The organism is Rhodoferax sp. LS1P39, from assembly GCF_056521425.1.
Map to the genome: position 1 here is coordinate 104,267 of NZ_JBWMAV010000003.1, position 21,255 is coordinate 125,521.

Sequence of the window (21,255 nt, forward strand, 5' to 3'; positions counted from 1 at the left end):
TTAAACCCTGCGAGCACCCCGAAAAAAACAACATCCAGAACATTTCGTTGCAACTGCACAACGCGGTGCATTTCCAGATGCCGTTTATAAAATTGATAAGAAAAATGCCTCCAGCGCTTATTCCATAAGCACAAGCAGCTCTTTATTAAATAGCAAATGCTTGCTACACCAGCCACTTGCCATGGTTATCCCAGTGGACCTGGGCCAGTTGCCGCTCCAGGCTGTGGGCCGCCACTTCGCCGCGCACGCCACCCTGGGCACCGCTGGCCAGCCAGTCGGGGCCGTGGGCAGCCAGAGCACCGGCGGCGGGCAGTGGGAGCTGGCGCGGGTCGCCGCCCTGGGCCGACCACCAGGCCAGTTGCCCGGCGCGGGTGGCGCTGACCACAAAGCGGTCGTCCGCCGGGCTGTTGCGGCCCGGCACATAGGCCACGTCGCCGCCGTAGCCGCCCAGGGCCAGGGGTTCTGGCAGTGCTATGGTGCGCAGGCCATCTGCGTCCAGCAGCGCCAGCAACGGGGCGCTGCGGCGGGCGGCGGCATCGGCGTGCTCGGCCTGCATGGCGATGGCCACGGTGCCGTTGGGCGCGCGGGCCAGGTGGCGCAGGCTGAGAAACGGGTCGTTGGCGCGCCATGCCTGGCGCAGGCTGCCGGTGGCGGCATCCAGTCGGGCGATGGACGAATCCATGTGCCCCAGGTTGAGTTTGGTACGGCCGGTTTCGGGCAGGTTGAGCAGGCCGCCATTGGCCACCAGCAGGCTGCCGTCGGGCTCGACCAGCACCATGTGCGGGTCCAGGCCGCCGCTGGGGAATTCGCGGATTTTTTCCAGGCTCACCGGGTCGCGCACCGCGATGAACCCGGCCCCGGTGTCGGTGCTGGTCTCGGTGGTGTACAGGGCGCTGCCGTCCAGCGCATAGCTGGCGTGGCCGCAGAGCACGCGGTCGTCTTCGATGTCATGCCACAGCAGGGCACGGGCGCTGCGCGTGTCAAAGCGCAGCAGGGTTTCGCCAGGGCGGCGGGCCACGGCCAGCGCCTGGCCGGGCAGGCCCAGCGCCGGGTGCAGCATGAGCACCTCGTGGGCGCGCTTGGGCAGGGCCACGCCGCGCGGTGCGCTGCCCATGTGCCAGACACCGGCCCAGGCCTGGTCGTCAATAACCCACGATGTCAGCAAGCCGGGGGCGGATGCCGCATGGGCGGGCAGGGCGAGGCTGGCCGCTATCAGGGCCAACCAGTCGCGGCGGCGCAAGCCGGGGTTAATCACCATCGGACTCCGAGAAACCGACCATGGTTTTCAGCTCGGGGGCGACTTTGTCTTCGAGCAGCTTCTTGGCCTGGGCCAGGGCCTGCATGGCGGGGGTGACGCTGGCGGCGCGGGCCGGGTGGGCGGCTTGCATGCGGGTGTGCAGCAGGGCCACGGCGGCTTCCAGCTGGGCGGAGAGGGGCAGCTGGTTTTCACCCGCCAAGTAGCCGTTGAGGCTGCCTTGCTCCTGGCTGCGGCCCGTGCCGATTAAAAAGTTTTGTAGGCTGGCCCAACTAGCCTGCCATGCCGCCCGGGTGCTGCCGCTGGTGGCGCGCGGCCAGTCGCTGGCGCGGCCACTGCGGGCGGGTTTGCCCATCTTCTTCCAGCGCAGTTGCTCCAGCCCGCCCACGGCCTGGCTGAACCATTCGTTGAAGGCGGCCAGGGCGGTGTCGGGGGTCCAGGCGCGGGCGGCCAGGGCTTCAAAGTCGGCCAGCAGGGCCTGACCTTCTAAAGCGCAGCCCTGTGCCAGTGCCGCAGCGTAGGTGCACTGGGCGGCATCGGGATTGGTCTGCCACAGCAGGAACTCCAGGGCGGGCAGGCCTTTGGCGGGTGCGCCCAGGTCGTCCAGCGCGGCGGCGGTTTGCGGCGGGTTGGCTACCGCCGCATTGACCATGGCCGGTCGGGTGGGCCAGAAGTCGATGCTGCGGGCGCTGCGCCGCTCGATCAGCGGGCCTACAGATACGGCGCTGAGGCGCTCCCAGTCCAGCATGGCCGTGCGCCAGGTGCTGCGCGCAGCAGGCAGGTTGCAGCCCTTGGACAGCACCTCTGCCAGGGCGTTGCTGCTCTGGGCAAAGGCCTGCGCGGCAGGTACAAAGTGCAGTCGCAGGGCGTTGCGCACCCAGTCGGTCTGGGTGATGGCCGGGCTGGCAATGCGCTGTGGCAGGGCGGCCGCCCCGGCGGCGTGGCACAGGAAGCCAGCGCCCAGTGCCAGCCATTGGCGGCGGTCGATCAAAAGGGTCACGGCTGTCCAGTCAAAGGGAATTCACAAATTTCACCAGCGCGTCGCGGTCGGCCTTGGGCATTTTCAGCACCTGCTGGCGGGCCGCATCGGCTTCGCCACCGTGCCACAAAATGGCCTCCAGCGTATTGCGGGCGCGGCCATCGTGCAGCAAAAAGCTGTGGTTATTCACGTCAGGCACCAGCCCAATCCCCCACAGCGGCGGGGTGCGCCACTGCTGGCCGTTGGCCAGGCCGTCCGGGCGGCCATCGGCCAGGCCCTTGCCCATGTCGTGCAGCAGCAGGTCGGTGTAGGGGGTGATTTTTTGCCCGCGCAGCGCCGGGAAGGGCGATGCGCCGGTGGTGTAGCTGGGGCGGTGGCACACAGCGCACTGGGCCTGGGCAAACAGGGCCTGGCCGCGGCGCACATCCAGGTTGTCGTAGCCGCGCCGGGCGGGTACGGCCAGCGTGGCCTGGTACTGGATGACTTTTTCCAGCGTGGCGTTGTCGATCTCAGCCCCGCCCTTTTCTCCGCCTCTAGGAGCCGCCGCACAGTCTTTTTGCTTGGGCGTGCAGTCTTCGCGGGGAAATTTCTCGGAGGTGATGCCGATGTCGCCATTGAAGGCGGCTGCCGACTGGTGCGCCAGGCTGCCGGTGTTGGCCTTCCAGCCGAAGCGGCCCACCACCTCTTTGCCCGCAAACGGGTCGAACACGCGGTTGGCCATGCCTTTTATGCTGTCGCTGCGGGCGGCTTGCTGCTGCACGTTGGCCAGGATGTCGGCCTCGGTGATCGCGTCGATCAGGCCCACGCCGGGCATCTGCGGCGCGATGCGCGGACTGACCAGGGTGCCGGGCTGCAGGGGGCCGTAGCCCAAATGGGTAAAGCGGTAGTGCGGCTGGCGCAGGCTGTAGCGCGTGCCGTCGGCAAACTGGCCGGGCAGCTCGGTGTAGCGGATGCGCACCTGGCCCTCGGGGCGCACGCCTTGCGCGGCGGAGTTGGCGAACTGCTCGCCGTAGGTGGGTTCGTGCTGGGGCTGGCCTTGGGCATCCAGCACCGACAGGCGGAACAGCAGGCCAATGGGTTGCTCGGCAGTGACACCGTTTTTAAAGGTGTTGGGCGGTGCGCCGCGCCCGTCCTGTACATGGCAGCCGCCGCAAGAGCGGGCAATGAAGTGCGGCCCCAGGCCGTCGCGGGCCGAGGTGGAAGACGGGGCTTCGACCCAGTTGCGCCGGAAAAACGAGTTGCCGATGGCAAAGCTGGTTCGGGCTTCTTCGTCGAGGTTGGCGGCGGGGAACGAGAAGGCGTTCAGGCCTTCTTCAAACACGGTGGTGTCGCCGCCGGGCTTTTCTTCCGAGGTGTCTAGGGTGGGGGGTGTTGCCAGGGCTAACCACGCCGCCGCCATCCCGGCCGAGGCCAGGGCGGTGGTGGTGAGGGTGCGCCAGCTTTTTATTTGCAGGTTCGGCTGACGCATCGGCTTATTCTTTGGCGGGGTCTACCAGGGTGAGTTTGGTGATGCCCGCGGCCTTGGCTGCGTCCAGAAAGTCTTTGCTTTGCAGCTTGAGCGCGTCGGCCACGGCCTGCACGCGCTTGCGGCCTTCGGTGTCCACAATTTCGCGGTCAAACGGGGCTTTGATGGCTTCGGCGGCTTTGACGCTGGCGGCGATGTGGCTGCTGGTGCGCTCGGCGGTGGCGGCATCTTTCAGGGCCACCAGGTCGCGCAGCGAGGCGCCTTGCAACACGCTGCCGTCGGCGCGCTTGAAGCGGCCCAGCCAGACGTTTTCAATGCCGGTGGCGTTGGCCACGATGTCGCGGTGGGTGTTGTCGGAGAAGCACGAGTGCTCGTCTTCCTGGTTCTTGGAGGCCAGGGCCACTTCGATGCGTTCACCGGCCAGTTCGCCGCGCGAGAGCGAGCCCACGCCGACCAGCATGTTGCGCACGGCGCTGGTGCCGGACTTTTCAAACTTGGCGCGGTAGTTCTTGGCATCGGGTGCCCAGGCCTTGGTCAAGGTGGTCAGGTCGCTGATGAGCAGGTCGGACACCACCTGCAGGTAGGTGCGGCGGCGGTCGGCATTGGGGGCTTTGCCGTCTACAAAGTCTTCAAACGAACGGTTGCCGGGGCCGGTTTCGCTCAGGTCCTGGCCCCACAGCAGAAACTCGATGGCGTGCCAGCCGGTGGCAATGTTTTCTTCGCCGCCACGCTCGTTCAGGGTCGACAGGGCTTTGGCGGTGATCTTGGCCTTGGGGTTGTTGATGATGCCGGCCTTGGGCTTGCCTGCCACGGAGTCCACATAGGCTTCGTCCATGGGCCAGGCGTTGATGCGGCCTTCGGGGCCGTTTTTGTCGTCAATCGGGCCGGCGTAGAAGCGGAAGGCTTCGGTCTGGCCGTAGAACTCGCGGGCGGCCAGCCAAGCGGTGCGGGCCTTGGCCAGGCCTTCGGCGCTGGGGGCGGCGTTGAAGGCGGTGATGGCGGCCTGGAGTGCCTGGGCCGTGGTGAGGGTGTCTTCGTAGCTGGCGTAGACCAGCTTGCTGTAGTCGGCGGCCACGGCGGCTGCCGTGACGGGGGGGGGTTGGGCGTTAGCGGCAAACGCGGCTAGCAGGGCAGCACTCAGCAGAAAAGATTTCACGGCACAGGTCCTTGGTGTTCCCGCCCGCGAAACGCAAGAACTTTGCGGTTGACGCGGACAGGGCAAAAACCTATTGTAATGAGATTGATTCTCGATACGCGCCGTGCTGGCGGCTTTACCCGTCCAGATTGATCTGGGCGATGAGCTTTTGCAACACGGTGGCGGCCTGGTCATTTTCGACCTGGCAGGTGCCTGCCGCATGGTGGCCACCGCCGCCGTATTGCAGCATCAGTTCGCCCACATTGGTTTTGCTGCTGCGGTCCAGAATCGACTTGCCGGTGGCCAGCACGGTGTTTTGCTTTTGCACGCCCCACATCACGTGGATGGAGATGTTGCACTGCGGAAACAGCGCATACACCATGAAGCGGTTGGTGGCCCAGATGGTTTCTTCTTCGCGCAGGTCCAGCACCACCAGGTTGCCGTGTACCGTGGCGCAGCGCACGATCTGGGCCTTGGCCTTGTCGGCGTGTTCCAGGTAGATGTCGATGCGCTCTTTTACGTCGGGCAGCGACAAAATGTCTTCGATGCCGTGGTCGCGGCAGTACTGGATCAGATCCATCATCAGCGCGTAGTTGCTGATGCGGAATTCGCGGAAACGCCCCAGGCCGGTACGCGCGTCCATCAGGTAGTTCAGCATCACCCAGCCTTCGGGGTGCATGATTTCTTCGCGTACGTACTGGGCGGAATCGGCCTTGTCCACCGCGTCCATCATGTCCACGGTGATGTTCGGGAAGGCCTTGGCACCGCCGTAGTAGTCAAACACCACGCGGGCCGCCGACGGTGCGGTGGCATCGATCACATGGTTTTTGAGCCCGCTCTGGTTGCGGACGGTCTCCGACGCGTGGTGGTCAAACGCGATGTGGGCTCCCGGTACATAGGGCAGGTTGGTGGTGATGTCGCGGTCGGTGATGGTGATCTTGCCGTCTTGCATGTCCTTGGGGTGGACGAACTTGATCTCGTCAATCATGTCCAGCTCATTGAGCAGCACTGCACACACCAGCCCGTCGAAATCACTGCGGGTGACCAAGCGAAATTTTTCTGTGCCCATGGGGACCATCCTTTTTGCCGTGTTGGCGGTTACAAAATGTGTAACGATTATGCCGCCAAGGCCAAAGCTTGCATGGCTAAAACGTGCCGGGCAACAGAATGCTTTTGTCCACGGTGGCTATCTGCGTGTGGCCGCAAAAAGCCATGGTCACATCCAGCTCTTTGTGCAGGATCTCCAGGCATTTGGTGACCCCGGCCTCGCCCATCGCGCCCAGCCCGTACAGAAAGCTGCGCCCTATCATGGTGCCGCGCGCCCCCAGGGCCCAGGCCTTCAGAACGTCTTGGCCAGAGCGGATGCCGCTGTCCATCCACACCTCGATCTGTGAGCCTACTGCGTCCACAATCGCAGGCAGGGCCTCGATAGCGCTGGGGGCACCGTCGAGCTGGCGGCCACCGTGGTTGGACACCACCATGGCATCAGCACCGCTGTGGGCCGCCAGGCGGGCATCTTCTGCGTCCATGATGCCCTTGAGGATGAGCTTGCCGCCCCAGCGCTTTTTGATCCACTCCACGTCGTTCCAGTCGAGTTGGGGGTCAAATTGCTCCTTGGTCCAGGCGCTGAGCGACGACATGTCGCTGACGTTCTTGGCGTGGCCCACCAGGTTGCCAAAGCTGTGGCGGCGCGTGCCCGCCATGCCCAGGCACCAGCGCGGCTTGGTCATCAGGTTCAGGATGTTGGCCAGCGTGGGCTTGGGCGGTGCGGTCATGCCGTTTTTCAGATCCTTGTGGCGTTGGCCCAGCACCTGCAGGTCCAGCGTCAGCACCAGGGCCGAGCAGCCCGCCGCCTTGGCGCGGTCCATCAGCGCTTCCATGAAGGCGCGGTCGCGCATCCAGTACAGCTGGAACCAGAACGGGGCCTTGGTGTGGGCGGCAATGTCTTCCAGCGAGCAGATGCTCATGGTGGACAGGGTGAAAGGAATGCCAAACTTCTCGGCCGCCCGCGCTGCCAGAATCTCGCCGTCGGCATGCTGCATGCCGGTCAGGCCCGTGGGGGCAATCGCCACGGGCATGGCAGCATCCTGGCCCACCATCTTCACCCGGGTGCTGCGGTTGGCCATGTTGACAGCTACGCGTTGGCGCAGCTTGATCTTTTGGAAGTCGGCCGAGTTGGCGCGGTAGGTGCCCTCGGTCCACGAGCCCGAATCGGCGTAGTCGTAAAACATGCGTGGCACGCGTTTTTGCGCCAGAACGCGCAGGTCTTCGATATTGGTAATGACGTGGGGCAAAAGAGTCTCCTGAATGCCCTGGATGCTAGCGGGCTTGGTTGCCGCGTGGGTTGAAGAAATTTTGGCGCGCACCGCATTTTTCTCAACCAGCTTTACCGCAGGCCAAAATTCGTTGTAGAATTGTTGGCTTAGCGGCTGTAGCTCAGTTGGATAGAGTACTTGGCTACGAACCAAGGGGTCGTGGGTTCAATTCCTGCCAGCCGCACCAAATGTAGAAGCCCGTAAATGTGCCCATCATCGTCAAGGTGACGGGCTTTTTACTCGAACGGTGAAAATCCGTTGTAAAATCAATCTCTTAGCGGCTGTAGCTCAGTTGGATAGAGTACTTGGCTACGAACCAAGGGGTCGTGGGTTCAATTCCTGCCAGCCGCACCAAAATGTAGAAGCCCGTTACCGCAAGGTGACGGGCTTTTTACTTTGTGCGGCCACTTTCACGGTAAGGTACACGGCTTATGAGCAAAGCCTTTACCCGCGAAACCGATGCCGACCAGGACGAAGACGACGCCCCGGCACCCGCGCCCTTGCCTGCGGGCAGCAAAAACTACATGACCCCCCAGGGCTACGCCCGCCTGCGTGCCGAATTCACCGAGCTAATGGAAGTGGAGCGCCCCAAGATCGTGGACGTGATCTATTGGGCGGCCAGCAACGGCGACCGTTCTGAAAATGGCGACTACATCTACGGCAAGAAGCGCCTGCGGGAGATCGACCGGCGCATCCGCTTCTTGACCAAGCGCCTGGAAATCGCCGAGGTGGTAGACCCCAGCGTGCACTTTGGCAACGACCAGGTTTTCTTCGGGGCCACCGTGGCGTACGAGGATGCCACCGGCCAGGAGCGCACCATCACCATCTACGGGATTGACGAGGCCGACACCGCGCAAGGGCAGGTCAGCTGGGTGTCGCCGATTGCCCGCGCGCTGCTGAAAGCCCGCGTAGGCGATGTGGTGCGCATGCAGTCCCCCGTGGGGGTGCAAGACATCGAGGTGCTGCGGGTGGACTACCCGTCCCCGCCGAAGTCGGTTTAAGCCGCCGGTTTGGCCCGCACCGCCCGCAGCACCGAGGGCGTGCGCTTGAGTTGGCGCAGGGCCACTTCCAGGTGGGCGTGGTCGCGCACCGACACCAGAAACCGCATGTCGGTGGCTTCCTGGTCGCCTTCCTGTCCCATGTCCACATGGGTGATGTCCACTTCGGCGACCGAGAGCGCGGCCGCGGCCTTTGCCAGCACGCCTTTGCTGTTCTTGACGGTGACCACCACGCCGGTTTCGAAGGGGCGCACTGGCTCGTCTGCCCAGTCCACGGCGATGAAGCGCTCGCTGTCCTTGTATTGCAGGCGTTTGGCCACCGCGCAGTCGGCGGTATGCACCACCAAGCCTTCACCACGGCCCAGGTAGCCCACGATGGCATCGCCCGGAATCGGGCGGCAGCAGCGGGCAAACTGGACCGAGGTGTTTTCGCTGCCGTCCAGCACCACCGCACCTTGCGAGTAGCTTTCGTGCGCGGTGAAGCGCTCGCGGGTCAGCAGCAAAGCGTCGGGCTTTGCGCCGTTTTCGGTCAAAAGCAGCACCAGGCGTTTGGCCACGATGCTGGCCACGCGTTTGCCCATGCTGATGTCGGTGAGCAGCTCGGTGCGGGTGCGGTTGCCGGTAAAGCGCAGCAGCTTGTCCCAGATCGGCTGGCTCTCCAGCGTGGCCTCGGGCAAGTGCTCCAGCCCTTCGGAGCGCAGCGCCTGGGTCAGCAGCTTTTCGCCCATGCTCTCGGATTCGGTTTGCGCCATGCTCTTCAGATGGTGGCGGATCTTGGAGCGCGCCCGGCCCGTGCGTACAAAGCCCAGCCAGGCGGGGTTCGGGGCAGACACCGGTGCGGTAATCACTTCAATAATGTCGCCGTTGCGCAGCTCGGTGCGCAGCGGCACCTGTTCGCCATTGATCTTGGCAGCCACGGTGCGGTCGCCCACATTGCTGTGGATGGCGTAGGCAAAGTCCACCACCGTGGCACCGCGCGGCATGGCCATGATCTGGCTTTTGGGGGTGAATACATAGACCGCGTCGGGGAAAAGATCGACCTTGACGTGGTCCCAAAACTCGGCGGCATCGCGGGTTTCGTCCTGGATGTCGAGCAGCGATTGCAGCCACTTGGTGCCCAGCCGCTCGGCGGTGGCGCTATCGGCCTCGTTGTTTTTGTACAGCCAGTGTGCGGCTACGCCGGATTCGGCCACCAGGTGCATGGCTTCGGTACGCATCTGGAATTCGACGTTCACGCTGGACGGGCCCACCAGCGTGGTGTGCAGCGACTGGTAGCCGTTGAGCTTGGCAATCGCAATATGGTCCTTGAACTTGCCGGGTACCGGTTTGTAGAGCTGGTGCAACACCCCTAGTGCGGTGTAGCAGTCGATCACGCTCTGCACGATGACCCGAAAGCCGTAGATATCGGTCACCTGGGCAAAGGTAAGGTGCTTGTCATCCATCTTCTGGTAGATGGAAAACAGGGTTTTCTCGCGCCCGGCAATACGCACCTGCATACCGGTTTGTGCAAACACCGCCTCGACTTCCTGCTGCACTTTTTGCACCAGATCGCGCCGTCGGTTGCGGGCTTTGGCCACCGCTTTGGCCAGAATCGCGTAGCGCCAGGGCCGCAGATGGCGAAACGACAGGTCTTGCAGCTCGCGGTAGGTTTGGTTCAGCCCCAGGCGGTGGGCGATGGGGGCGTAAATGTCCAGGGTTTCCGAGGCAATCCGGGCCCATTTGGAGCGCGGCATGTCGCCCATGGTGCGCATATTGTGGGTGCGGTCGGCCAGCTTGATCAAAATCACCCGCACGTCGCGGGCCATGGCCAGCAGCATTTTGCGAAACGACTCGGCCTGGTTTTCTTCGCGGGTGTTGAACTGCAGCTTGTCGAGTTTGGTCAGGCCGTCCACCAGCTCGGCCACCGGCGCGCCAAAGCGCTCGATCAGCTCGGGCTTAGTTACGCCGCAGTCTTCCATTGCGTCGTGCAGCAGGGCGGCCATCAGCGCCTGGGCATCCAGCTTCCAGGCGGCGCACTGGGCGGCGACGGCAATCGGGTGGGTGATGTAGGGTTCGCCGCTGTTGCGCAACTGGCCCAGATGGGCCTCGTCGGCAAACCGGTAGGCCTGGCGCACCTGCTCCACGCTGGCGGCATCCAGGTAGTGCAGATTGGCCGTCAGGGCGGCAAAACTGGCGGCGGCAGCGTTGGCCGCTGCAGGGCTGGGCGTATGCCCGCCTTTTTTATGGGGAGGTTTGGGGGGCGAACCGTCGGCAGGAAAATGCTTGTCACTCATGGCTTGAATATAGCTTGCGCCTTGCGTCTGCCATGCGCGCAATAAAAAAGGCACCGCAAAATGGTGCCTTTTAAAGTGGGTTCAATCGGGTTTAGGCCCGATGCGATCAGTTGGGTACTTTTTTGAGCATCTCGATGCCAACCTTGCCCGCTGCGATTTCACGCAATGCGGTCACTACCGGCTTGTTCTTGCTCTCGATCTTGGGGGCGTGGCCTTGGCTCAGCATGCGGGCGCGGTAGGTTGCGGCCAGCACCAGCTGGAAGCGGTTGGGGATTTGCACCAGGCAATCTTCGACGGTGATACGGGCCATGAATTTCTCCAGAAAACTAACCAATGTTCAGGGATTTGAAAGTGTCGGCTCGGGCACGGCGTTGTGCCGCAAATTTGAGCCGCTGGGCATGCACAATGGTTTTCAGATCGAAAACTGCCCGGTCAAATAGCTCGTTGATTATAACGAAGTCGAATTTATGGGCTTGTGCCATCTCAATGGCGGCGTTGGCCAGGCGCAGTTCGATCACATCGGGTGCGTCTTCGCCCCGGCGCTCCAGGCGCGAACGCAGCTCTTCCCAGCTGGGCGGCAGGATGAAAATCAGTACCGCATTGGCAAAAATCTCCTTGATCTGCACCGCACCCTGGAAGTCGATTTCCAGAATCACGTCCGCCCCCTGGGCCATGCGCTCTTCAATGGCTTTTTTGGAGGTGCCATAGCGGTTGCCATGCACTTCGGCCCATTCCACAAAGGCGTTGGCCGCCACCATGGCATCAAATTCCGACTGCGAGGCGAAGAAGTATTCACGCCCGTGCTTTTCCTGGCCGCGCGGGTCGCGGGTGGTGTGCGAGACCGAGGGCTGCACTTTCGCGTCCAGCTCCATCAGGGCCTTGACCAGGCTGGACTTTCCGGCACCGCTGGGAGCGGCCACGACGATCAAATTTCCGGGGTAGTCCATGCTGTGTTCACCGTGTAGGTGGTCAAAAAATGGCACATTCTATATTTGCCCCATCTCCCGAGGCCGCAGGGTCGGCCCGTGCAATCGCTGACAATACGGCCTATGAATTGGCTAAACGATGTGAAATGGGACGCCCAAGGGCTGGTCCCGGTGATTGCGCAAGAGGCGGGTAGCGGCGATGTGCTGATGTTCGCCTGGATGGACCGCGAGGCGCTGGAGCAAACCGCCGCCTTAGGGCGTGCCGTGTACTTCAGCCGCTCGCGCCAGCGGCTGTGGTTCAAAGGTGAAGAATCGGGCCATGTGCAAACCGTGCACGAGATCCGGCTCGACTGCGACAACGATGTGGTGCTGCTCAAGGTGACCCAGCTCGGCCACACCCCCGGCATCGCCTGCCACACGGGCCGCCACAGCTGCTTTTTCAGTGTGCTGGACACCGATGCCGCAGGCGAAAAAGCCTGGAAGGCCACCGAACCGGTCTTGAAAGACCCGGAATCCATCTACAAGTAATGGCCATGACTTCTAACGACTCCCTGGCCCGGCTGGCCGCCACCATCGAAAGCCGCAAGGCGGCTAACGGTGGCGACCCCAGCGCCAGCTACGTAGCCCGCCTGCTGCACAAGGGGCCGGATGCCTTCTTGAAAAAAATTGGTGAAGAGGCCACCGAGGCCGTGATGGCTGCCAAGGATGCCGAATACGGCGGCAACACCCCCGCGCTGCAAGCCAAGCTGGTGGGTGAGGTGGCCGACCTGTGGTTCCATTCCATGGTGGCGCTGGCGCACTTTGGCCTCAGCCCCGCCGACGTGCTGGCCGAGCTGGAGCGCCGCGAAGGCACCAGCGGCATCGAAGAAAAAGCCTTGCGTAAAGTTTTAAACCGAGAAGCGGAGTCTCCATGAACGACATCATTGACGTGCGCGCCATCGATAGCGAGAAAGCCCAGGGCTTGAAAACCGTGGGCTGGATCAGCTATTTGCTGCACCTGGTCGTGGCGGTGGGCGCAGTGGTGCCGGGCGCGCAGCCGGGCGCGCTGCTGCTGATCGTGGCGCTGGTGATCGACCTGGTGAAGAAGAGCGAGGCCGAAGGCACCTGGCAGGCCAGCCATTTCAGCTGGCGCATCCGCTCGGTGCTGTGGGCCGGGGTGTTGTACGTGGTGACGGCACCGCTGTGGGTGCTGTTCATCTTGCCCGGCTGGATCGCCTGGGGCCTGATTTCGCTGTGGTTTTTGTACCGCATCGTGCGCGGTATGGTGGCCATGAACGCCAGCAAGCCTGTGGGAGACGCGGCATGAGCGTGCTGGCCCACGACCCGAATTGCCTGTTCTGCAAAATCATTGCAGGCCAGATTCCGTCCAAAAAAGTCTATGAAGACGAAGAACTTCTGGCCTTCCACGACATCCATCCCTGGGCACCGGTGCACTTTTTGCTGATTCCCAAACTGCATATCCCGTCGATGGCGCAGGTGCAGCCCGAGCACACCGCCCTGCTGGGGCGCATGATGGTGCTGGCCCCGCAACTGGCGGCGCAAGAAGGCTGCAGGCCCTACCCGCAAGGGGGGTTTCGGGTGATGGTGAATACAGGGGATGATGGCGGGCAGGAAGTGCACCATCTGCATGTGCACGTCATTGGCGGGCCGCGCCCCTGGCTCAAGGGTTAGTGCCACGGCAAGGGGCAATAGGGAGTCGGGCGTGGACCGTCATCTGCGCCGTCTAAAATCAGAAACACTTTGTTAGGAGTTATTCCATGGGTTCATTTTCTATTTGGCATTGGTTGATCGTGTTGTTGATCGTGGTGATGGTGTTTGGCACCAAGAAGCTGAAGAACATGGGCAGCGACCTTGGTGGCGCGGTCAAAGGCTTTAAAGACGGCATGAAAGACGGCTCTGCGTCGCCCGACGACGACAAGCCCACCGCCCAGGTGTCGGCCAGCGCGGCAGCGGCTGCGCAAAAGAACACCATCGACGTTGAAGCCAAGACCAAGCCCTGAGCCGGTTAAACGTTTGTGATTGATCTCGGTTTTTCCAAGATAGCGCTGATTGGCGCGGTGGCCTTGATCGTCATCGGCCCTGAGAAGCTGCCGCGTTTGGCCCGCACCGTGGGCACGATGCTGGGCAAGGCCCAGCGCTATGTGGCCGATGTGAAGGCCGAAGTCAGCCGTTCCATGGACCTGGACGAGCTCAAGAAGATGAAGGAGACGATGGAAGGTGCGGCGCGCGATGTGCACCAGTCCATCCAGACCAACGCCAGCGACTTCGAGAAGCAGTGGGCTGAGACCGATGCTACGCCCGCCTTGCCCGACGATGCCTACACCCAGTATCCCGAATACAAGCGCCCCCAAAAGCGCTGGCGCAGCAAGGTGGGTGCCACGCCGCAGTGGTACAAGGCCCGCGCCGGGGTGCGTACCAAGGCGCTGTCGGGTGCGGCCCGCGTGGCCCGCTACCGGCCCAAACCGGTGTCCCACAGCATTTAAAAAATCAACAACCTGGGGCCTTTCGGCCTCGGTGTCATTCTGGGCCAGGCCCTGTTTACCCTGTTTAAAGCCCCATGTCCGATCCCCATAAAAGCCCAGACGACGAACTAGCCGGCACCGAGCAACCCTTTGTGCAGCACCTGGTGGAGCTGCGCGACCGGCTCATCAAGGCCGTGATCGCGGTGGGCATTGCCGCTGCGGCCTTGTCGCTGTATCCCGGCCCTGCGGCCTTGTACGACCTGCTGGCATCGCCCCTGGTGGCCACCTTGCCCGCAGGCAGCTCGCTGATCGCTACCTCGGTGATCTCGCCATTTCTGGTGCCATTGCAGGTGATGTTCATGGCCGCCTTCATGCTGGCCTTGCCGGTGGTGCTGTGGCAAGTGTGGGCGTTTGTGGCCCCGGGCCTGTACTCGCACGAGAAAAAGCTGGTGCTACCCCTGGTGGTGTCGAGCACCTTGCTGTTTTTCATCGGGGTGGCGTTTTGCTACTTCTTTGTGTTTGGCCAGGTGTTCAAATTTATCCAGAACTTTGCGCCCGAGAGCATCAAGGCCACGCCTGATATTGAAGCCTACCTGAGCTTTGTGCTGACCATGTTCCTGGCCTTCGGTCTGGCGTTCGAGGTGCCGATTGTGGTGATCGTGTTGGCCCGCATGGGGCTGGTCAGCATTGCCAAGCTGAAGGATTTTCGCGGCTACTTTGTGGTGCTGGCCTTCATCATTGCCGCCATCGTCACCCCGCCCGATGTGGTGTCGCAACTGGCGCTGGCCATTCCCATGTGCATCTTGTACGAGATCGGCATCTGGGCGGCGCAGATCTTTATCAAGCACACCCAGGCTCCCGACGAAGAAGCCGCCACTACAAAATCTTAGCCAAATCGGCTGCTGGCGCTTATTCTATAAGCGTGAGCAGCTATTAAATTTGTAGTAGTTAGCGTTCCACCCGCGCAGGCGGCTTGGGGCGCAGCCCCGGGGTCACTTCCAGTGCCAGCTGCTTGTCCTGGCGCAGCACGCTGAAGCTGGAAGTCTTGCCGGGCTGCAGCATGGCCACGCTGGTCAGCAGCTCCGACACGTTGTTCACCGGCTTGCTGGCCACCTGCAAGATCACATCGCCGGGGCGGATGCCCGCCTGCGCTGCGGGGCCGTTTTGCAGCACGCCGGTGATGATCACGCCACGGTCGGCCTTCACGCCAAAGGTTTCGGCCAGCTCGGGCGACAGGTCGCTGGGCTCCACGCCGATCCAGCCGCGCCGGACCTGGCCGTCGGTAACGATGCCTTCCAGCACCAGCTTGGCGGTGGACACGGGAATGGCAAAACCAATGCCCATGCTGCCGCCCGAGCGCGAATAGATGGCGGTGTTGATGCCCATCAGGTTGCCGTCCACGTCCACCAGTGCCCCGCCGGAGTTGCCGGGGTTGATGGCCGCATCGGTCTGGATGAAGTTCTCGAAGGTGTTGATGCCCAGCTGGTTGCGGCCCAGCGCGCTGACGATGCCGCTGGTGACCGTCTGGCCCACGCCAAACGGGTTGCCGATGGCCAGCACCTGGTCGCCCACCTGCAGGGCATCGGAGCTGCCCAGCACCATCACCGGCAGCTTGTCGAGCTGGATCTTCAGCACGGCCAGGTCGGAGTCGGGGTCGGTGCCGATCACCTGGGCCTGCACGTGGCGGCTGTCGTTGAGCGTGACTTCGATGGCATCTGCGCCTTCGACCACGTGGTTGTTGGTGAGGATGTAGCCTTCGGGGCTGACGATCACGCCGCTGCCCAGCCCCACCTGGGCCTGCGCGCCGCGCTCGCCATAGAAGAACTTGAACCAGGGGTCGTCGCTGCGCGGGTCGCGCTCGGCCATTTTGCTGGTGTTGATGCTGACCACGGCGGGCGAGGCCTTTTGGGCCGCCGCGCTGAAGCCGCTTGCGGCAGGCCTGCCGGAGGGACTTGCAGGGGCTTCGATCAGCGAAATGCTGGAACCGCTGAAAGAGCGCTTGCCCAGCCATTCGGGCTTGAGCGTGCCCACCACAAAATACGCCGCCAGCAAGACGGTGACCGATTGGGAAAAGAGGAGCCAAAAACGTTTCATGTGCAGATTGTCCTTGAACTTGGACCACAATTCGGCGCATGGCCCACCAACCCACTGTACTGTCCGCCTTTGACGACCTGCTGCAACCCGCCCGCTTCAAGGACTACGGGCCCAATGGCCTGCAGGTCGAGGGCAAGCCCGAAATCCGCCGCATCGTCTCGGGCGTGACCGCCAGCCTGGCATTGATCGAAGCCGCCGTGGCGGCGCAGGCCGATGCTATTTTTGTGCACCACGGCCTGTTCTGGCGCGGCCAGTCGGGCACGGTCACCGGCTGGATGAAGCAGCGCCTGGCCCTGCTGCTGCGCCACGACATCAACCTCTACGCCTACCACCTGCCGCTGGACGCGCACCCCACGCTGGGCAATAACGCGCAGCTGGGTGTGCAACTGGGGCTGGAGGGCGTGGGCTGTTTCGGTGACAACGACCTGGGTTTCCTGGGCCAGCCCAGCGACGGCGGGCAATTCGATTCCGCCCAGCATTTGGCGGCCCACATAGAAAAACAGTTAAATCGGCCTCCCGTGCTTATTGCACCGGCGCAAGCAGCTATTAAAAAAATAGCGTGGTGCACTGGCGGTGCGCAGGGCTACTTCGAGGCCGCCATCGCCGCTGGGGCCGATGCCTTCATCACCGGCGAAATCTCCGAGCCCCAGGCCCACTACGCCCGCGAATGCGGCGTGGCCTTCATCGCCTGCGGCCACCACGCCAGCGAGCGCTATGGCGCACCGGCGGTGGCGGGCTTTGTTGCCGCCCAGCTCGGGCTGGAGCACCTGTTCATTGACATAGACAACCCCGCATGACGCAGCTTCCCATTGCCATCACCCTGGGCGACCCCGCCGGGATCGGCCCCGAAACCATCGCCAAGGCCTTCCGCGACGCGCCAGATGCCACCCAGGGCTGCTTTGTGGCGGGCGATGTGGGCACGCTGCGCCGCGCCAGCGCCCTGGTCAGCGGCCCCGGCCAGCCCGCGTTGCCGGTGGCCTTGATTACCGCGCCTGCCGAAGCCTGGGATGTGCCGCCGCAGTGCATCCCGGTGCTACAAATAACGGAGCTGCTTGCGCCTATTCCGTATGGCCAAATCAGCAGTTTGGCTGGAAAAGTGGCAGCCGACTGCGTGCTCTGGGCGAGCCGCGCCGCGCTGCGCGGCGAGCTGGCCGCGCTGGTCACCGCGCCGCTGCACAAAGAGGCGCTGGCCGCCGCAGGCCTGCCGTACCCCGGTCACACTGAGCTGCTGCAGTTCGAGGCCGCGGCCCACTTGGGTAAGGCTTTGCAGGACGTGCCGGTGCGCATGATGCTGGCCAACGACGAGCTGCGCACCGTGCTGGTCAGCATCCACATGTCGCTGCGCCAGGCGATCGAGGCCGTCACTTTCGACAACGTGTTGCAAACCCTGCGCATCACCCACCGCGCGGTGGGGGCGGCGCTGGGGCGGGCGCCGCGCATCGGCGTGGCCGGGCTGAACCCGCATGCGGGCGAAGGCGGTTTGTTTGGGCGGGAGGAAATCGACACCATCATCCCCGCCCTGCAGGCCGCCCGCGCCGAGGGGATGGATGTGCACGGCCCGTTTGCGCCGGACACGGTGTTCATGCGCGCCCGGGCCAAAAATGGCCAGCCCGGCGAGTTCGACGTGGTGGTGGCCATGTACCACGACCAGGGTCTGATCCCGGTGAAATACCTGGGCGTGGAGCAGGGCGTGAACGTCACCCTGGGCCTGCCCCTGGTGCGTACCAGCCCGGACCATGGCACGGCGTTTGACATTGCGGGTACCGGCGTGGCGGATGCGTCCAGCCTGGTCGCCGCGCTGCGCATGGCGCGGCGCTTAAGCGGATTTCAGGCATAAAAAAGCCCTCTACCGCTACAGCAGAGGGCGTGAGCAGCTACTAAAAGTGTAGTAATTACTTTTGCAGGCTGTCGCGGATCTGGCGCAGCAGCAGCACGTCTTCGGGGGTGGCCGGGGCGGCTTCGGGGGCGGCGGGGGCCTCATTCTTCATGCGGTTGATCTGCTTGACCATCATGAAGATGATGAAGGCCAGAATCGCAAAGTTCACTGCCACCGTGAGGAAGTTGCCGTAAGCCAGCACAGGCACCCCGGCCTTTTTCAGGTCCGCCAGCGCCATGCCGGTGCCTTCGGGCACCTTGCCCAGCACAATGAACAGGTTGGAAAAGTCGATCTTGCCAAACACCATGCCGACCAACGGCATGATCAGATCGGCCACTACCGAGTCCACAATTTTGCCGAAGGCTCCGCCGATGATCACGCCGACGGCGAGATCGATCACATTGCCCTTGACTGCAAACTCCTTGAATTCAGCCATCATGCCCATAAAAGTCCCTTTGTTGGTTAATTGACCGCCGTATTGTCCACAAAATGCCCTCGACACAGAGCACAAAGTGTTGCAGGCACGTGAAGTCGCCCTGGACCGCTCCGCTACAATCCGCGGTTGACCCCAAACGAGTGATGATTTTGAGGACCCCCATGAGTGACACCCCAGTCGACACCAGCAAGCGGACGTGGTTGATCGCATCCGGTTGCGCCGGTGCAGTGGGTGGCGTAGCTACCGCCATCCCTTTCGTGAGCACATTCCAGCCCTCAGAGCGCGCCAAAGCCGCCGGAGCTGCCGTTGAAGCCGATATTTCAGCCCTCAAGCCCGGCGAGAAGATGACCGTGGAGTGGCGCGGCAAACCCGTTTGGATCTTGCACCGCACGCCCGAGCAAATCGCCGAGCTGCCCAAGCTGGACAGCCAGCTGGCCGATCCCAAATCGCTGCGCAACCCGGCCGAGTTCACGCCCGAATACGCCAGCAACACCAACCGCTCCATCAAGGACAAATACCTGGTGGTGGTGGGCATTTGCACGCATTTGGGCTGCTCGCCGTCGGACAAATTCACGCCAGGCCCGCAGGCTTCGCTGCCCAACGACTGGGAGGGCGGCTTCCTGTGCCCCTGCCACGGTTCGACATTCGACATGGCGGGCCGCGTTTTCAAGAACAAGCCCGCTCCCGACAACCTCCCGGTGCCGCCGCACATGTATCTCTCCGATACCCGGCTGCTGATCGGCGAAGACAAGAAGGCTTGAGGGACATATGGCTACATTCAAAGAAATCTCGCCCAACGCCAGCGCGCCTGAAAAGCTGATGAACTGGGTGGACAACCGGTTCCCGGCCAGCAAGCTCTACAAAGAGCACATGTCCGAGTACTACGCACCGAAGAACTTCAACTTCTGGTACGTGTTTGGCTCGCTGTCGCTGCTGGTGCTGGTGCTGCAAATCGTCACCGGCATCTTCCTGGTGATGCACTACAAGCCCGACGCGAACCTGGCTTTTGCCTCGGTCGAGTACATCATGCGCGATGTGCCTTGGGGCTGGCTGATCCGCTACATGCACTCCACCGGAGCCTCGGCTTTCTTTGTGGTGGTGTATTTGCACATGTTCCGCGGGCTTCTGTACGGTTCGTACCGCAAACCACGCGAACTGGTGTGGGTGTTTGGTTGCGCGATTTTCCTGTGCCTGATGGCCGAAGCCTTCATGGGCTACCTGCTGCCCTGGGGCCAGATGAGCTACTGGGGTGCCCAGGTGATCGTCAATTTGTTTGCTGCCATTCCCTTTGTCGGCCCTGATCTGGCCTTGCTGATCCGTGGCGACTACGTGGTGGGCGATGCCACCCTGAACCGCTTCTTCAGCTTCCACGTGATTGCCGTGCCGCTGGTGCTGCTGGGCCTGGTGGCGGCGCACATCATTGCGCTGCACGAAGTGGGCTCCAACAACCCCGATGGCGTGGAAATCAAGGGCCCCAACGCCCCCAAGGATGCCGAAGGCCACCCGCTGGATGGCATTCCGTTCCACCCGTACTACTCGGTGCACGACATTTTTGCGGTCAGCGTGTTCCTGATGGTGTTTACCGCCATCATCTTCTTCGCGCCCGAATTTGGCGGCTACTTCCTGGAGTACAACAACTTCATCCCCGCCGATTCGCTGAAGACGCCGCTGCACATTGCGCCGGTCTGGTACTTCACGCCGTTCTATTCGATGCTGCGCGCCATCACCGACGAGATGATGTACGCCCTGATTGCCTGCGTGGTCGGTGGTGCTGTGCTGTCGGTGCTCAAGTTCAAGTTGCCCGCCTTCATCAAGGCGGCCATCGTGGTGGTGGCTGCGGGTGTGGTCGCCATGATGCTGAGCATCGATGCCAAGTTCTGGGGCGTAGTTGCCATGGGCGGCGCGGTGGTGATTTTGTTCTTCCTGCCTTGGCTGGACAACAGCCCGGTGAAGTCCATCCGTTACCGTCCGAGCTGGCACAAGTACGTGTACGCGGTGTTTGTCATCAACTTCCTGGTGCTGGGTTACCTGGGCGTGCAGCCTCCATCGCCCATTGGTGAGCGCGTCTCCCAGGCAGGCACCCTGTTCTATTTCGGCTTTTTCTTGCTGATGCCATGGTGGAGCCGCCTGGGTACGCCCAAGCCAGTGCCCAGTCGCATTACCTTCACTGCGCACTAAGCCGGAGACTCTGACTATGAAAAAACTGATTCTCGGCGTGCTCGCGGCCTTGACCCTGTCTTTTGGTGCCACCACTGCAGTGCATGCTGCGGGTGGCGAGACGATTGCCTGGGACAAGGCCCCCAATAAAACCAATGACCTGGCCGCGCTGCAAAACGGTGCCAAGCTGTTCGTCAACTACTGCCTGAGCTGCCATTCGGCAGCCTTCATGCGCTACAACCGCCTGCGCGACATCGGCCTGACCGAGCAGCAAATCAAAGACAATTTGCTGTTCGCCACCACCAAGGTCGGCGACACCATGAAGGCGTCGATTGATCCGGTGCAGGCCAAGGAATGGTTTGGTGCCAATCCGCCCGACCTGACCTTGATCACCCGCTCGCGCTCGGGCCACGGTGGCACCGGTGCAGATTACCTGTACACCTACCTGCGCAGCTACTACCCCGACCCTTCCAAGCCCACCGGCTGGGACAATCTGGTGTTCCCCAATGTGGGCATGCCGCATGTGCTGTGGGAACTGCAAGGCGACCGCAAACCGGTGTACCAGGAAGTGCAAGAGCACGGCCATGCGGTCAAGGTCTTCAAGGGTTGGGAACAGGTAAGCCCTGGCACCATGACCCCGCTGCAGTATGAGCAAGCCGTGGGCGACCTGGTCAGCTACATGCAGTGGATGGCCGAACCGGCCCAAAACACCCGCGTGCGTGTGGGCGTGTGGGTGCTGCTGTTCCTGCTGGTGTTTACCTTCTTCGCCTGGCGATTGAATGCCGCGTTCTGGAAAGACGTGAAGTAGACCCCATCTACCCCAACGAGGCCCGGACACGTTGTTTGGGCCACACAGAGTGGGCTGCACTGGCATCCCACTCTTT

The 21,255-nt window shown here is 62.8% G+C and carries 24 protein-coding genes and 2 tRNA genes; 15 read left to right on the forward strand and 11 right to left on the reverse strand.

Translation table 11 applies throughout. The features are described 5' to 3' along the window. Positions 1-163 precede the first annotated feature (163 nt). From AC097O_RS07375 to AC097O_RS07400, 6 genes are all read right to left on the reverse strand, one after another. The gene (locus AC097O_RS07375; protein ID WP_479592193.1) at positions 164-1,258 is read right to left on the reverse strand and encodes a DUF1513 domain-containing protein; all 1,095 of its coding nucleotides are present in this window, start codon (positions 1,256-1,258) and stop codon (positions 164-166) included. Then, complete coding sequence (locus AC097O_RS07380) at positions 1,248-2,255, reverse strand: imelysin family protein (protein ID WP_479592194.1); 1,008 nt, start codon at positions 2,253-2,255, stop codon at positions 1,248-1,250. Before AC097O_RS07380 ends, AC097O_RS07375 begins: the two co-directional genes overlap by 11 nt. A 10-nt stretch (positions 2,256-2,265) precedes the next feature. Further along, on the reverse strand, positions 2,266-3,702 hold the full coding sequence (locus tag AC097O_RS07385) for a di-heme oxidoreductase family protein (protein ID WP_479592195.1): 1,437 nt from the start codon (positions 3,700-3,702) through the stop codon (positions 2,266-2,268). A gap of 4 nt (positions 3,703-3,706) precedes the next feature. After that, the gene (locus tag AC097O_RS07390; protein ID WP_479592196.1) at positions 3,707-4,855 is read right to left on the reverse strand and encodes an imelysin family protein; all 1,149 of its coding nucleotides are present in this window, start codon (positions 4,853-4,855) and stop codon (positions 3,707-3,709) included. Positions 4,856-4,970: 115 nt separating this feature from the next. Next, the gene (locus tag AC097O_RS07395) at positions 4,971-5,903 is read right to left on the reverse strand and encodes an exopolyphosphatase (RefSeq protein ID WP_479592197.1); all 933 of its coding nucleotides are present in this window, start codon (positions 5,901-5,903) and stop codon (positions 4,971-4,973) included. A 76-nt stretch (positions 5,904-5,979) separates the two neighbouring features. Continuing rightward, positions 5,980-7,128 (reverse strand): alpha-hydroxy acid oxidase, encoded by a 1,149-nt coding sequence (locus tag AC097O_RS07400; protein WP_479592198.1) that lies wholly within the window; start codon positions 7,126-7,128, stop codon positions 5,980-5,982. Between the two features lie 131 nt (positions 7,129-7,259). Here AC097O_RS07400 and AC097O_RS07405 point away from each other — a divergent pair. From AC097O_RS07405 to greB, 3 genes are all read left to right on the forward strand, one after another. Next, a tRNA-Arg gene (locus AC097O_RS07405) sits at positions 7,260-7,336 on the forward strand. 90 nt (positions 7,337-7,426) lie between these two features. Next, positions 7,427-7,503 (forward strand) — tRNA-Arg (locus AC097O_RS07410). A gap of 77 nt (positions 7,504-7,580) precedes the next feature. Then, entirely contained in the window at positions 7,581-8,150 is a 570-nt protein-coding gene (gene greB, locus AC097O_RS07415) for a transcription elongation factor GreB (protein WP_479592199.1), read from the forward strand. Here greB and AC097O_RS07420 read toward each other — a convergent pair. From AC097O_RS07420 to gmk, 3 genes are all read right to left on the reverse strand, one after another. Continuing rightward, positions 8,147-10,420, reverse strand: a complete 2,274-nt coding sequence (locus tag AC097O_RS07420; protein WP_479592200.1) for a RelA/SpoT family protein — start codon at positions 10,418-10,420, stop codon at positions 8,147-8,149. The two genes, greB and AC097O_RS07420, sit on opposite strands and share 4 nt — an antisense overlap. A 106-nt stretch (positions 10,421-10,526) precedes the next feature. Beyond that, positions 10,527-10,730: a DNA-directed RNA polymerase subunit omega gene (rpoZ, locus tag AC097O_RS07425; RefSeq protein ID WP_295955342.1), complete on the reverse strand. Its 204-nt coding sequence runs from the start codon at positions 10,728-10,730 to the stop codon at positions 10,527-10,529. A 16-nt stretch (positions 10,731-10,746) separates the two neighbouring features. Then, positions 10,747-11,367, reverse strand: a complete 621-nt coding sequence (gene gmk, locus AC097O_RS07430; RefSeq protein ID WP_479592201.1) for a guanylate kinase — start codon at positions 11,365-11,367, stop codon at positions 10,747-10,749. A gap of 93 nt (positions 11,368-11,460) precedes the next feature. Between gmk and hisI the strand changes: the two genes are divergently transcribed. From hisI to tatC, 7 genes are all read left to right on the forward strand, one after another. Beyond that, positions 11,461-11,874 carry a phosphoribosyl-AMP cyclohydrolase gene (hisI, locus tag AC097O_RS07435; protein WP_315202649.1) on the forward strand — a complete coding sequence of 138 codons (414 nt, stop codon included), beginning with the start codon at positions 11,461-11,463 and terminating at the stop codon, positions 11,872-11,874. 5 nt (positions 11,875-11,879) lie between these two features. Further along, a complete protein-coding gene (locus tag AC097O_RS07440; RefSeq protein WP_479589166.1) occupies positions 11,880-12,260 on the forward strand; it encodes a phosphoribosyl-ATP diphosphatase in 381 nt (126 codons plus the stop codon). Continuing rightward, positions 12,257-12,652: a DUF4870 family protein gene (locus AC097O_RS07445; RefSeq protein ID WP_479589167.1), complete on the forward strand. Its 396-nt coding sequence runs from the start codon at positions 12,257-12,259 to the stop codon at positions 12,650-12,652. The genes AC097O_RS07440 and AC097O_RS07445 overlap by 4 nt, the downstream gene beginning before the upstream one ends. Beyond that, entirely contained in the window at positions 12,649-13,017 is a 369-nt protein-coding gene (locus AC097O_RS07450; protein WP_479589168.1) for a histidine triad nucleotide-binding protein, read from the forward strand. The genes AC097O_RS07445 and AC097O_RS07450 overlap by 4 nt, the downstream gene beginning before the upstream one ends. Positions 13,018-13,103: 86 nt before the next feature. After that, positions 13,104-13,346 carry a Sec-independent protein translocase subunit TatA gene (tatA, locus tag AC097O_RS07455; RefSeq protein ID WP_479592202.1) on the forward strand — a complete coding sequence of 81 codons (243 nt, stop codon included), beginning with the start codon at positions 13,104-13,106 and terminating at the stop codon, positions 13,344-13,346. A gap of 15 nt (positions 13,347-13,361) precedes the next feature. Then, positions 13,362-13,829, forward strand: coding sequence for a Sec-independent protein translocase protein TatB (gene tatB, locus AC097O_RS07460; protein WP_479592203.1), 468 nt, complete (start codon positions 13,362-13,364; stop codon positions 13,827-13,829). A gap of 74 nt (positions 13,830-13,903) precedes the next feature. Next, positions 13,904-14,698 carry a twin-arginine translocase subunit TatC gene (tatC, locus tag AC097O_RS07465; RefSeq protein ID WP_479592204.1) on the forward strand — a complete coding sequence of 265 codons (795 nt, stop codon included), beginning with the start codon at positions 13,904-13,906 and terminating at the stop codon, positions 14,696-14,698. 58 nt (positions 14,699-14,756) lie between these two features. On the opposite strand, the gene AC097O_RS07470 is transcribed toward tatC, so the two are convergent. Next, positions 14,757-15,902, reverse strand: coding sequence for a S1C family serine protease (locus AC097O_RS07470; RefSeq protein WP_479592205.1), 1,146 nt, complete (start codon positions 15,900-15,902; stop codon positions 14,757-14,759). 38 nt (positions 15,903-15,940) lie between these two features. Between AC097O_RS07470 and AC097O_RS07475 the strand changes: the two genes are divergently transcribed. Both AC097O_RS07475 and pdxA read left to right on the forward strand, forming a co-directional pair. After that, a complete protein-coding gene (locus tag AC097O_RS07475; protein WP_479592206.1) occupies positions 15,941-16,699 on the forward strand; it encodes a Nif3-like dinuclear metal center hexameric protein in 759 nt (252 codons plus the stop codon). Continuing rightward, positions 16,696-17,739 carry a 4-hydroxythreonine-4-phosphate dehydrogenase PdxA gene (pdxA, locus tag AC097O_RS07480; RefSeq protein WP_479592207.1) on the forward strand — a complete coding sequence of 348 codons (1,044 nt, stop codon included), beginning with the start codon at positions 16,696-16,698 and terminating at the stop codon, positions 17,737-17,739. Before AC097O_RS07475 ends, pdxA begins: the two co-directional genes overlap by 4 nt. Before the next feature lie 55 nt (positions 17,740-17,794). On the opposite strand, the gene mscL is transcribed toward pdxA, so the two are convergent. After that, positions 17,795-18,223, reverse strand: a complete 429-nt coding sequence (gene mscL / locus AC097O_RS07485; RefSeq protein ID WP_479592208.1) for a large conductance mechanosensitive channel protein MscL — start codon at positions 18,221-18,223, stop codon at positions 17,795-17,797. A gap of 152 nt (positions 18,224-18,375) precedes the next feature. Here mscL and petA point away from each other — a divergent pair, with 152 nt between their 5' ends. From petA to AC097O_RS07500, 3 genes are read left to right on the forward strand one after another with little or no spacing between them, the layout of a single operon-like run. Continuing rightward, positions 18,376-18,975: a ubiquinol-cytochrome c reductase iron-sulfur subunit gene (gene petA, locus AC097O_RS07490; RefSeq protein ID WP_315191115.1), complete on the forward strand. Its 600-nt coding sequence runs from the start codon at positions 18,376-18,378 to the stop codon at positions 18,973-18,975. Between the two features lie 7 nt (positions 18,976-18,982). Further along, positions 18,983-20,392 carry a cytochrome b gene (locus tag AC097O_RS07495; RefSeq protein WP_479592209.1) on the forward strand — a complete coding sequence of 470 codons (1,410 nt, stop codon included), beginning with the start codon at positions 18,983-18,985 and terminating at the stop codon, positions 20,390-20,392. Between the two features lie 16 nt (positions 20,393-20,408). Next, on the forward strand, positions 20,409-21,179 hold the full coding sequence (locus AC097O_RS07500) for a cytochrome c1 (protein ID WP_479592210.1): 771 nt from the start codon (positions 20,409-20,411) through the stop codon (positions 21,177-21,179). Positions 21,180-21,255: the final 76 nt, after the last annotated feature.

Bases quoted from the DNA above. Each gene is read 5' to 3' on its own strand.
- pdxA (WP_479592207.1), top strand. From the start codon at position 16,696: ATGACGCAGCTTCCCATTGCCATCACCCTGGGCGACCCCGCCGGGATC.
- AC097O_RS07495 (WP_479592209.1), top strand. From the start codon at position 18,983: ATGGCTACATTCAAAGAAATCTCGCCCAACGCCAGCGCGCCTGAAAAG.
- AC097O_RS07395 (WP_479592197.1), bottom strand. From the start codon at position 5,903: ATGGGCACAGAAAAATTTCGCTTGGTCACCCGCAGTGATTTCGACGGG.
- AC097O_RS07470 (WP_479592205.1), bottom strand. From the start codon at position 15,902: ATGAAACGTTTTTGGCTCCTCTTTTCCCAATCGGTCACCGTCTTGCTG.
- AC097O_RS07440 (WP_479589166.1), top strand. From the start codon at position 11,880: ATGACTTCTAACGACTCCCTGGCCCGGCTGGCCGCCACCATCGAAAGC.
- tatA (WP_479592202.1), top strand. From the start codon at position 13,104: ATGGGTTCATTTTCTATTTGGCATTGGTTGATCGTGTTGTTGATCGTG.
- AC097O_RS07420 (WP_479592200.1), bottom strand. From the start codon at position 10,420: ATGAGTGACAAGCATTTTCCTGCCGACGGTTCGCCCCCCAAACCTCCC.
- AC097O_RS07475 (WP_479592206.1), top strand. From the start codon at position 15,941: ATGGCCCACCAACCCACTGTACTGTCCGCCTTTGACGACCTGCTGCAA.
- AC097O_RS07500 (WP_479592210.1), top strand. From the start codon at position 20,409: ATGAAAAAACTGATTCTCGGCGTGCTCGCGGCCTTGACCCTGTCTTTT.
- greB (WP_479592199.1), top strand. From the start codon at position 7,581: ATGAGCAAAGCCTTTACCCGCGAAACCGATGCCGACCAGGACGAAGAC.
- AC097O_RS07375 (WP_479592193.1), bottom strand. From the start codon at position 1,258: ATGGTGATTAACCCCGGCTTGCGCCGCCGCGACTGGTTGGCCCTGATA.
- rpoZ (WP_295955342.1), bottom strand. From the start codon at position 10,730: ATGGCCCGTATCACCGTCGAAGATTGCCTGGTGCAAATCCCCAACCGC.
- AC097O_RS07385 (WP_479592195.1), bottom strand. From the start codon at position 3,702: ATGCGTCAGCCGAACCTGCAAATAAAAAGCTGGCGCACCCTCACCACC.
- tatC (WP_479592204.1), top strand. From the start codon at position 13,904: ATGTCCGATCCCCATAAAAGCCCAGACGACGAACTAGCCGGCACCGAG.
- gmk (WP_479592201.1), bottom strand. From the start codon at position 11,367: ATGGACTACCCCGGAAATTTGATCGTCGTGGCCGCTCCCAGCGGTGCC.
- AC097O_RS07450 (WP_479589168.1), top strand. From the start codon at position 12,649: ATGAGCGTGCTGGCCCACGACCCGAATTGCCTGTTCTGCAAAATCATT.
- mscL (WP_479592208.1), bottom strand. From the start codon at position 18,223: ATGGGCATGATGGCTGAATTCAAGGAGTTTGCAGTCAAGGGCAATGTG.
- AC097O_RS07445 (WP_479589167.1), top strand. From the start codon at position 12,257: ATGAACGACATCATTGACGTGCGCGCCATCGATAGCGAGAAAGCCCAG.
- petA (WP_315191115.1), top strand. From the start codon at position 18,376: ATGAGTGACACCCCAGTCGACACCAGCAAGCGGACGTGGTTGATCGCA.